Origin of the sequence: Mesobacillus stamsii (assembly GCF_030814065.1) — a bacterium.
In the GTDB taxonomy this organism is placed as follows: domain Bacteria; phylum Bacillota; class Bacilli; order Bacillales; family Cytobacillaceae; genus Mesobacillus; species Mesobacillus stamsii.
The window spans coordinates 1-10,700 of sequence record NZ_JAUSUN010000049.1; the positions used below are offsets into that span (position 1 = coordinate 1).

Here is a 10,700-nt window from a genome sequence, read left to right on the forward strand (position 1 = left end):
TAAAGCCAACCAAAATTCATCTCCCACCTACTCATTGGGCTTTAGCCCTTCCCATTCCTTGAGGATGGGAGACTTCTTTCGGAAATCCGTTAAATAGATCTCTTGAATCGGGAGCACATTCACTATCCCAGTACTTGCTCCAGTGCCAATGACGGTCAGCACTTGGCTGTCGGGCCTTGCGAGATGTCGGGCTAAGATGGCACTTTAGGCGCCGGTTCTCAATCGTGTCAGATAAGAAGCGGACAGTAAGCTTCTATGTCTTCCTGTTTGTAGTTCTGTGAGTAAAATGGCTCCTTGTGTGGTGGGAAGATCAGCTGAACTCTTATCAGGAAAAATCGAGACAATTTTGGTCGCGCCCTTGCAGTCATTATCTTGTCAACTATAATTTCGACGACACACTCCCTCGCTCGATGAACAAATGTTCAACCGTGATGTTCTGACTGGTTTTTTCACCATTCATAATCTTTTGGAGCAACAGTGCCGTTTGCTTTCCCATTTCAAAAAAATCCTGCTGGATTGTTGTAAGTGGAGGCTGGGTAAACTCACTAATTAAAATTCCATCGAATCCAGTAACGGAAATATCTTCGGGGATTTTAAGCCCTTGCTCCTTGACAGCTTTCATGACCCCCAGTGCCATAAGGTCACTGAAACATAAAAACGCCGATGGAGTTTTATGCTTTAACAGTTCTTTAGTCAGTTGGTACGCCTTATCCTCGAAAAAATCACCATAAATGATATCTTCTTCAGATAGTTCCTTTCCTTGTTCACGAAATGCTTCCCTAACACCGGACAGCCGTTCCGCGTTCACCCACGCTTCTGCCTTGCCAGCGACAATGACGATGTCTTTATGGTTCCGCTCCAACAAGTAAAGAGCTATTCCTTTGCTTGCTTCGAAATTGTTGATCGACACAGAACCGACTAATGCGCTCTCTTTCTCTAATTTCACATCCAATACAACACATGGGATATTAGAATCGATCAGTTCAAGAAAGAAGGGGTCATCAATGCGAATTCCTGACAAGACTGCCCCGCCTATATTTCTTTCCTTACAAAAGGCTGCATAGCTCTTCTGCTTCTGCTTTTGCGAATCAATCATGTATATCGCAAGTTCATGCTGGGATTGTTCCACCGCTGCATAAACACCCTTAAAAAGCTGGAAGGAGTTTGTGTTGTCTTTGATGCCACTTTCAAAAAAACCTGAGGTAATCAAGCCAATAGTGTTCTGTTTTTTGGATGACAAATTTTTTGCAACCAGATTAGGAGAATAGTCCATCTCCTTCGCAACATTTAAAATTAGCTTTTTTGTTTTTTCACTAATATCAGGGTAATCATTAAATGCCTTTGAGACCATGCTGATCGATACCCCTGCTTTTTTAGCCACATCTTTAATAGTAGCCATCTACAACCATCTCCTGCTGAGCCTTTTTCCTGTATTATCAAAGAAGCCTATCTCCCTGTCAATAATCACTCGCATGGATGTTGAACATACCATTCAATCGTTCCAGCGTTAATTCTGCTGTGCTTTCAAGTACTAAATTTGCTCCAGCCTCCTTCATGATATCCAAAGTACCTACCCCAATAGAAAACATTCCTGCGTACCGAATAGATTGCAATCCGGCAATGGAATCTTCAATACCAACACAATTACGTGGATTGACTAATAACTTCTCAGCTGCTGAAAGGAAAATATCAGGTGCCGGCTTTCCTTTTGCTATCTTTTCAGGATCGACAACGACCTGGAAAAATTCCGTTATCTGCAATGCATCTAGAATCGATGGGGCATTCTTGCTAGCAGAAGCCAGGCCAATCTTAATATGATTCTTTTTTAGTTCCTCGAGAAACTTTCTGATACCGGGAAAAATATTCTCGGGTGTCATCTGTGTCAAAAGCTGGACATAGTACTTATTTTTACGCTGTGCAAGCTCCACTTTCTCTTTTTCAGTAAAAGTATGTGCGATTCCTCCCATGTCAAGAATCCGTTCAAGGCTTTCCATCCGGCTAATACCCTTTAATTCCTCATTGAATTCTTTGTTGATGTGAATCCCGATGCTTTTGGCCAATTCGCTCCATGCTAGGAAATGCCACTCTGCTGTATCAGTGATCACTCCATCTAAATCGAAAATAACTGCTTTTAAATTCAATTTCTGTTCTCCTTTATCCATTTATTTTACGCCTGCTGTCTGATTATTTGTCTGAATGAAGTATTTGTTCAGAATGATATAGATAATGAAAATTGGGATGATGGAAATCAGTGACCCTGCCATAATAACATCCCATGCAGTAGCATTCTTGAATTGTTTTGCCAGTGCGTTCAATCCCTGTGTCAGCATGTAACGGTCTGGACTGGAAATGAACAGGAGCGGTTTCATAAATTCATTCCATACTCCCATAAAAACAAATACTGCCTGGGTTGCAACCGCTGCCTTAGCATTTGGAAGGACAACCCGAAAGAACGTTCCGATCCTCGACAGCCCGTCCATCGTTGCAGCTTCCTCCACATCTCTCGGAAAGTTGACAAAGAACTGGCGCATCATGAAAATATAGCCAATATTAAACATTGTTGTGAGGATTATCGACCAATGACTGTCCACCAAGCCTAATTTTGAAACAACTATATACAATGGAATCATGGTTACCTGTGAGGGAATCATAATCAAGGCTAATAGCGCACTGAACAGAACTTTTTGGCCTTTGAAATCAATTCTTGCAAGTGCATATCCTGCCATCGTGTTAACCACCAGATTAATTAGCGTGGTTACGAGCGCTACGAACAAGGAATTCATCACCCACGTTGGGAGCTGAGAATCAAAAACTTTTTCATATCCAGCAGTACTCCACTCTTGTGGAAAAAAAGTACCGCCACTGGCAATTTCCGCTGTGGTCTTAAATGAAGTCAAGATACTCCAAAGAAACGGGACAAGGGTCAAAAGTGAATACCCTATAAGCAAAGCATACACAATCGCCTTCATTTTACTGCTCTTACCATTTCTCATTACCCATTCACCTCATCTGCTTTGAGTAGTTTGTTTACAATGTATGTTACGGTGAAAATAATAGCTCCCAAGACAAACGCCAGTGCTGTGGCGCGTCCCATATCATTACTGTTGAATGCCAATTGATAAATATATAGGGAGAATGTCAGGGTTGAATTTTGCGGTCCACCTGTACCATTCGAGATTATAAATGCCTGGTCAAAAATCTGGAAACATCCAACCAAGCCCATTGTAACAACATAAAAAGTGATTGGCATTATCTGTGGGACAGTTACATGACGGAATTGTTTAAAAGCTGAAGCACCATCAAGTGAGGCTGCCTCATACAAACTGTCAGGGATATCCTGTAAGCCTGATAAGAATACGATCATAAAGTGTGGGACAGTTGAAAAGATATTCATAATCATAATGACGGTCAGTGCCAGACTGGGATCAGTCAGGAATTCCAACCTTATGCCAAATAGATCGTCAATTGTATTGACAACAAGCCCGTTATTGTTGAAGAGCCACATAAAAATCAACGTCATAGCCGAAGATGAGGTCAAAGTAGGAATGAACATGACCGTCAGAAATCCACGGCTGAATTTTACCTTATTATTCAATAATGCGGCAAGAGCCAATGCGATGATCGTTTGTATTGGAACGACAACCAATACATACTTGAATGTATTATAGAATGAAGCCCAAAATTTTGGGTCTTCGAATATTTTTCCAAAGTTATCCAAGCCAATGAAATTCCTTGTCCCCGCCAGCATATCCACCTTAAAAAACATCAGGAAAAAGGCATAAACAACTGGGACGATCGTAAAGAAAAGGATGGCTAGCAAAGCAGGCATCATAAATGAATACCCTTGAAGATTTTGATGGCGTTTGTTGTTCACTTCGTTCACCTCGTTTAAGTAGGCATTATTCTTTCATTAAATATCTGTAGTTTCATTCTTCGCTGTTGAACCATCCCAGCCATTCTATAGGGATTTTAAAGTTACCTCAAACAGCAACCATTCATGCCAAGCAGCTAAAATCAAATACTCACTAAAAACATTTATATTAAGGACGACCAATTATAAGAAAAGCGCAAGCGCCTTGGTCAGCCCCGACAAGCGCTGGAGGGCCTGACAGTGAAGTCGTTCTTTGACTTCATTGGCAGGACCGAAGCGTCTCGAGGGGCTAGGCGCTGGAGCTAGACAATTCTCGAAGTGGATTATACTTTCTTATTCTATAAAAGAAAGAGGGCACTAAAGCCCTCTGCTTAGTACAATTTAAACTTTTCTGCTAAAAATGATATCTTTTTTATTCCTGGCGTGCGATTTCATCATTTGCTTCTTGTTCCGCATCTTTCATCGCCTGCTCAACTGACTTATCGCCATTCAGTGCAGCCATGAACTGGTTATCGAATGCCTGTGAAATAACTGGCAGGTTCACACCTGAAGACCAAACGGTTCCATACTCGGCACCTTCAACATGCGCCTTCAGAACTGGGTCTTCATTAACCTTCATTTCTTCAGATGTAGAGATGCGTGAAGGAAGAGTTCCAGAACCTTCACTCCATTGTTTGAGGCCATCACCAGTCATATAGTTAATGAATTCAACTGCTGTTTCTTTATTCTCTGAATCTTTGGCAATTGCATAACCAACAGTGAAGGTCATTGTTTGCTCTTTCCCATTAACCTTAGGTGCTGGAAAAACTTGATATTTTACGTCACTGTAATCTGTTTTCAAGGCGCTCAATACCCAGTTTCCTTCAATCATAAAGACAGCTTTATTCGCGCCAAACGCTGCCCCTGCCCAGTCAACACCAAGATCCGTTTTTGGGTTTGCAAGATAACCTTTATCCTGTCCTTCCACAAGAGATTCAAGATATGAAATTGCTTCGGGGCTAGAAGTGAAATCTGCTTTTCCATCTTCTGTTACCGGATTCAAGTCACTTGCAATCATAGCACTAAGGTGGCGTGCCATTGTATTATCGAATACCATTGCAGCCTGGCCTTTATCCAATTTTGCCTGTACTTTCTCGGAAAATTCGAGAAGTCCATTCCAGTCAGAAGGGATATCTTCAACCTTGAAGCCTGCTTTTGTCAGTAGGTCAGTATTCACATAAAGTGATAAAGTAGAATAGTCTTTTGGTAAAGCGTATAGCTTTCCATCTTCCCCTTTGAAGGAATCAATCAGGGGCTCATAGAAATCTTCCTGGTTTTTTGCTTCATTTGAAATGTCTGCGAGGACACCACTTTTGATGAACTTAGGTGCAGCGTATGCTTCCATATAAAAAACATCCGGAGCATTTTTCGCTGCAAAACGTGCAGTTAGGGCATCCTGGAAATTATCCTGGATCACTTCCACTTTCACATTTTTTCCTGAAGCTTTTTCAAAGCTGTCAATTGTTGCTTCGAGCGCCTTTGTCTCAGCTGGAGAAGAACCCCATACTGCAAGGGTAATTTCATTTCCACCTTTAGCATTATCAGTCTTTTCGGACGAAGAACTACAAGCTGAAAGTCCAACCATCAAGGATGTTGCTAGTGCAAATGCCGCTATTTTTTTCATGCTTTTAAACCTCCACATTTTGTTTTTTATAATTTATTTTTGTTTCACCAGTTACTTCATACTTCTGTCCAAACACTTCAATAATTAGAGAGACTTCTTTTTCTGTAGTTATCGTCAATGTAGAATGATCCATGTGCAGCTGTAGCTTACTTCCCTGCCAATTGATGGTAAAACTTAAGTCCTTCCAGTGCTTTGGCAATCTTGGATTGATTCTCAGCTTTCCATCCACCATTCTTACTCCGCCAAATCCTAGAACTACAGATTGCCAAATGCCCCCAAGTGATGCGGCGTGGACTCCATGGTCAGATGAATTCATTGCAGGACCTAAATCAATTTCTGTTGCTCTCCTGAACAAGGAGTATGCCAATTCTTCTCTGCCAAGGTCATTTGCAAGAATGGCATGTGTGGAAAGGCTAAGCGATGAATCATGCAGCGTTTTTGGCTCATAGTAATCAAAGTTTGCCTGTTTCACTTCAGGGCTGAATCTATTTGCAAGTATCAGAAACAGGATCATGATGTCTGCCTGCTTGGAAACCTGGATTTCATTCACCTGCTCAAGATTATAATCATTGAAAAGTGTTCCTACTTTTGACTGGTTCTTATATTTTTCAAGATCGATTACCCTTTTGTTCAGGTACGTATCATCCTGTGGGATCACCATATCTTCCTTTCGTGGCTGTGGCAGATAAATCTTTTCGAGCTTTTCTTCCCATGATTTATACGAATCTGTCAATTTAAGCTTGGATTCAAGACCTTCGAGAATTTCCGGATTTTTTCCTTTCAATTCTTCATAATATTTCATCGCAAGGCTGATATTGAAATGAGCCATATGATTCGTAAATGCATTGTTGTCCACATGCTCTTTATATTCATCCGGTCCAACGACGTTATTGATCTGGTACTCTTGCTTCTGCTCGTTCCACTCCAGTCGGCTTGCCCAGAAACTAGCAGTATCAAAAATGATTTCATAGCCGTATAGATTCATGAACTCCTGGTCATTCGTGATTTTATAATATTGCCAAACAGCAAAGGCAATATCCGCCGTAATATGCTGTTCAATAAATCCTGACCAGATTTTGGTCTGCTTACCTGTCACGATATCCACAGCTCCCCAGATCGGCGTTACTTCGCCATCTGTCGGCCAGGCCGCTTCCCATGGATACATAGTTCCTTCATACCCGTTCTCTGCTGCTTTTTTCCTAGCCCCTACAAGGCCGTGGTAGCGGTATTTCAGCAGTGATTTTGCCACTTCTGGATTAGAGTAGATAAAGAATGGAAGGATGAACACTTCTGTATCCCAGAATGAATGTCCTTTATAGCCCTCACCGCTTAAAGCTTTTGCCCCGATGCCCATTCGCTCATCATGGGCCGGTGTCATGACAGTTAAATGATAAATGGCAAACCTTAAAGCCAATGCATCAAATGGATCCTCACTGTTCACCGTAAAGTTGTACTTGTTCCAAACTTTTGCATCCCAAGCAGCAACATGCTCCTTATATACATTTTCATATCCTTTTAAAGAAGCTGTGCGAAGATTTTCCATCGACTTTTCACGCAATAACTCTAGTTGATATTCTTGTGCGGCATATTCTTTATCGCGACTGGTATGGATGGTTGTCAGTTTCTCCATGGCCAGAGTGTCACCGGGCTGCAAATCCAGGCTGTATTGAAGCCAAACTTTCCGGCGATCCATTCCCATTATTGGCTCAACATCTACTTTAATGCCATTTACAGAAAGTTCATGGGCAGTGTTCAGCACAACATCTACTTTTGATTCAGTTGTGGTTTGCACCAGCTGGATGAATTTCTTATCAAATATTCTCTTGTCGCCTTCATGGAAGTGCTGGACACCCGAATTTGTCATTTGTGAGTCGATGCCTGAATCAAATCCAATGGAAACAGGATGTGTAAGCGACTCTACTTCCATTTTCATCCCGATCAAGTGAAGATTATCGAGTGATACAAATCTTCGGAAGTTAAAACGCAACTCTTTTCCTTTAGGTGACTTCCATTCGAAGCTTCTTATCAGTTCGGCAGTTTTTAAGTTTAGTTGTTTTACATAATTTTTTACGGAGCCAAATTCCAAGCTGAAACGCTCACCGTCAATCGTGATATTAACGCGTGTAATATCCGCGATATTTGGCAATTCTGTTACTTCATTCCTATCAAACTTATTAAACGTTCCTGCTACAAATAGGTTTCTTGTCTCCTCAAGGTAGGGCTCCTCAGCCACAGACCTCAAGCCCATGTATCCATTCCCAAGATACATAATGGATTCTGTCTTTCCCAGGGTGTCAGCAGAAAAGGAAACATCTGAAACAACCCAGTTTGCATATTTTCCTTTTCCTAAATCATAATTCATCATTACCCAACAAAACCTCCTTCGAAAACGTTTTAGTATAGGTGAAAAAAATAAAACGTTCTCTGTTCGATATGTTTACTTCTTGCAGTCAGAAATGACAGCGGTTTCTGAAAACGTTTTCGGTCATCTCTAAAAAAATATAGACATGCGTATCTCATTTTTGAACGTTTTCCGAAAACGTTTTAGGTTTATTACACTTTTAAGTATATTTCGTTACTTTTGTAAAGTCAATTTTAATTTTGTGAACTTTTTGTTGAGCGGTTCTCGTAACAACTGTTGTGTTGCCACAAGAACTGCTCCAATAAGGACCTGTTTTTTATAGAATAAGAAAGAAATTTAACTTCGAGAATTGTCCAGCTCCAGCGCTTGTCGGGGCTGACCAAGGCGCTTGCGCTTTAACTTATTATCCCTTCCCTGCCTGGAATCCTGGATATTGGGTCATTCCGCCGTCTGCAAAAAGGGTTATCCCTGTGACGTAGCTTGCTTCGCTAGAGGCAAGCCATACGGCACAGGCCGCGATTTCTTCTGGCTTGCCGATATAGCCCATTGGGACTAAATCTACGACACCTTTTTTCAGCTCAGGGTCTGCAAATTTCTCAGCATTAATAGGTGTGTTAATCGCACCTGGTGCGATGCAGTTCACTCGTATCCCATGAGGAGCAAATTCGAGTGCGAGCGTTTCGGTTAAGAGCTTAACCCCTCCTTTGCTGGCTGCATAATGGACGAAGTGTGGCCACGGTATTTCCTGATGGACGGATGACATGTTAATGATCGAACCCTTGATGTTATTTTGTAGCATATAATCAACCGCTTCCCTGCAGCCAAGGAATTGCCCTGTTAAATTAGTGGAAATAACCCTGTTCCAGTCCTCGAGAGATAGGTCTTCCGAAGGCACCTCGTTTTCAATGCCCGCGTTATTCACCATGACATCCAATGTACCGAATGTCTTCACCGCATGGGAGATCATCCTTTTTACATCAGCTTCCTTCGTGACATCCCCTTGAATCGCAGTCGCATTTCCGCCTGCTCTTTCTACCGTCTCTATAATCTCTTGCACTTCTTGCTCCTCGTTAAAATAGTTGATGACAACTTTGGCTTTCTCTGCCCCGAATCTCTCCGCCATTGCCTTCCCGAGACCAGTGGCAGCACCTGTAATGACCACGACTTTTCCTTCAAGATTTGGATACATTATGTCAGCTCCTTTTATCTTTTCGTTACTCCCATTACCACACCACCTGCAATAATAAACAGGCAGCCCAGTAACACTCGCCAAACTTGCTTTTTACTTTTTCGTTCATTTAAAAAGAAAAGACCGCCAATCGTTGAGATGACAATTCCAGTTTGTGAGAGCGAGAAACTTGTAGCAACCCCGATCCTCGGCAGTGCCAGCAATAGTCCTAGATTTCCCGTGCTCCAAAGGATTCCCGTTAATATGTTACGGATAGCATACTTGTTATATGGCTTGTCGCGTAAGGTCATCAGAAATGCACCAGTCACCATTCCAATCGCCTGTGGAAGAACCGCAGCCCATCCATCAATATTAAACCAGCGGATTAATACCACGTATCCGACAAACCCAACCGTCGAAATGAGCAAGACAAGCAGACCCTTTTTTAGGTTCTTCGTCTGTCCTCTTTCACCTTCCTGATTGAGTGAAGTAAGCAATGCACCTGCAATAATTAAGACAAGCGCAGCAATACCGACAATAATATTCATTTTTGTTTGCCATTCCTTAAAAATAAACACTCCGAAAAAAGTGGTCCCAATCAACTGCAAGCCAGTTGACATGGGTGCCGTTTTCGCAACGCCCAAGTAGCGAACGGCCCCAAACTGATTTTTCTGGCCCAGTGACCAAAACAGGCCGGAAATAAAACCTACCACCCATACAAGCGTCGACAAGTCCGGTCTCTTATAAAGAAATACCACTATCGCAAATAACAAGGCTCCCCCCGTTGTACCAAGCGTTTGGCTGTCCTCGTCACCGCCCAGCTTATTGCTGATAAACACAATGCTGCCCCACGACACCGCTGCAAGCAAAGCCAATAAAATCCCAGTCATAGCCTCATACCCCAATCTCATCATTACTGACATGTTACTATTAGACTGAGATATAAAGTCGAATCTTATTCCGCAAGAGTACAACATTCACATTCACGGCAAAAATTAAAGAGGATAGCGAATATGCTATCCTCTGAAAAGTCTTTTTTATGAAATGTTCTTCCCTGAATAGAGACCTTCTGCAAGGGAGCACCATGATTGAATCTGGATATTTTCCATCTGGCAGTACTCTAGCGTTCCTTCCGGGAAAGTGTTTTGGCGTGCCGCTTCCTGATTGACATGTACACCTGTATCGATCCAGCAAATTTTATGTAAGCTCATTTCCAATTAGTTGACCATAATTTTTTCGTCGGTATGCTTCTGCAGTAAGCGCATTGGACCTGCACTCATATGGAAACACGAACGAACGCACTTTGCAGATGCCTTGAGCTGGTGGAACGCTTCTCCAACTTCAAACTTCACTAGGGTCCATTAACGGATCGGGACGGTGCAGTAACAAAATGTTAAGGTATTCAATACCAAGCCTTGAAAGAATCCCATCCACACTGTCGAGAATATCCGATTTTGAAAAATCATATCTTGTTGGCAGACCTGCTTCCTGATCCCCAAAACGAATGCCACACTTCGATTGGATGATGATTATGTTGTTATTTACAGATTTTCCGAACGAGAAAGCCCACGCAGGTGCGATAGCACCCTCTTTAGAGGTGGGATGAAAGTTCGGTCAGACAAGGGGCAGCTTTTGC

10 protein-coding genes are annotated in these 10,700 nt (G+C 42.2%); all 10 read right to left on the reverse strand.

What is annotated here, in order from left to right; all coding sequences use genetic code 11:
• Positions 1–204: 204 nt before the first annotated feature.
• The gene (locus J2S25_RS19445) at positions 205–345 is read right to left on the reverse strand and encodes a hypothetical protein (protein ID WP_277813892.1); all 141 of its coding nucleotides are present in this window, start codon (positions 343–345) and stop codon (positions 205–207) included.
• 34 nt (positions 346–379) lie between these two features.
• A complete protein-coding gene (locus J2S25_RS19450; RefSeq protein WP_307192678.1) occupies positions 380–1,399 on the reverse strand; it encodes a LacI family DNA-binding transcriptional regulator in 1,020 nt (339 codons plus the stop codon).
• A gap of 58 nt (positions 1,400–1,457) precedes the next feature.
• Positions 1,458–2,162: a beta-phosphoglucomutase gene (pgmB, locus tag J2S25_RS19455; protein ID WP_307192679.1), complete on the reverse strand. Its 705-nt coding sequence runs from the start codon at positions 2,160–2,162 to the stop codon at positions 1,458–1,460.
• Positions 2,163–2,993, reverse strand: a complete 831-nt coding sequence (locus tag J2S25_RS19460; RefSeq protein WP_044395174.1) for a carbohydrate ABC transporter permease — start codon at positions 2,991–2,993, stop codon at positions 2,163–2,165.
• Positions 2,993–3,874 carry a carbohydrate ABC transporter permease gene (locus J2S25_RS19465; RefSeq protein WP_307192680.1) on the reverse strand — a complete coding sequence of 294 codons (882 nt, stop codon included), beginning with the start codon at positions 3,872–3,874 and terminating at the stop codon, positions 2,993–2,995. The genes J2S25_RS19460 and J2S25_RS19465 overlap by 1 nt, the downstream gene beginning before the upstream one ends.
• 409 nt (positions 3,875–4,283) lie before the next feature.
• Entirely contained in the window at positions 4,284–5,534 is a 1,251-nt protein-coding gene (locus tag J2S25_RS19470; RefSeq protein ID WP_307192681.1) for an ABC transporter substrate-binding protein, read from the reverse strand.
• Between the two features lie 4 nt (positions 5,535–5,538).
• Positions 5,539–7,899, reverse strand: a complete 2,361-nt coding sequence (locus tag J2S25_RS19475) for a glycoside hydrolase family 65 protein (protein ID WP_307192682.1) — start codon at positions 7,897–7,899, stop codon at positions 5,539–5,541.
• Between the two features lie 400 nt (positions 7,900–8,299).
• The gene (locus J2S25_RS19480) at positions 8,300–9,085 is read right to left on the reverse strand and encodes a glucose-1-dehydrogenase (protein ID WP_044396708.1); all 786 of its coding nucleotides are present in this window, start codon (positions 9,083–9,085) and stop codon (positions 8,300–8,302) included.
• 14 nt (positions 9,086–9,099) lie between these two features.
• Positions 9,100–9,954 (reverse strand): GRP family sugar transporter, encoded by an 855-nt coding sequence (locus J2S25_RS19485; RefSeq protein ID WP_128721591.1) that lies wholly within the window; start codon positions 9,952–9,954, stop codon positions 9,100–9,102.
• 451 nt (positions 9,955–10,405) lie between these two features.
• Positions 10,406–10,645, reverse strand: coding sequence for an aldo/keto reductase (locus J2S25_RS19490; RefSeq protein WP_307192683.1), 240 nt, complete (start codon positions 10,643–10,645; stop codon positions 10,406–10,408).
• Positions 10,646–10,700: the final 55 nt, after the last annotated feature.

What these genes read in the sequence shown, in the direction of transcription:
- J2S25_RS19450 (WP_307192678.1), bottom strand. Translation starts at nt 1,399, where the DNA reads ATGGCTACTATTAAAGATGTGGCTAAAAAAGCAGGGGTATCGATCAGC.
- pgmB (WP_307192679.1), bottom strand. Translation starts at nt 2,162, where the DNA reads ATGGATAAAGGAGAACAGAAATTGAATTTAAAAGCAGTTATTTTCGAT.
- J2S25_RS19460 (WP_044395174.1), bottom strand. Translation starts at nt 2,993, where the DNA reads ATGAGAAATGGTAAGAGCAGTAAAATGAAGGCGATTGTGTATGCTTTG.
- J2S25_RS19470 (WP_307192681.1), bottom strand. Translation starts at nt 5,534, where the DNA reads ATGAAAAAAATAGCGGCATTTGCACTAGCAACATCCTTGATGGTTGGA.
- J2S25_RS19475 (WP_307192682.1), bottom strand. Translation starts at nt 7,899, where the DNA reads ATGATGAATTATGATTTAGGAAAAGGAAAATATGCAAACTGGGTTGTT.
- J2S25_RS19480 (WP_044396708.1), bottom strand. Translation starts at nt 9,085, where the DNA reads ATGTATCCAAATCTTGAAGGAAAAGTCGTGGTCATTACAGGTGCTGCC.
- J2S25_RS19485 (WP_128721591.1), bottom strand. Translation starts at nt 9,954, where the DNA reads ATGACTGGGATTTTATTGGCTTTGCTTGCAGCGGTGTCGTGGGGCAGC.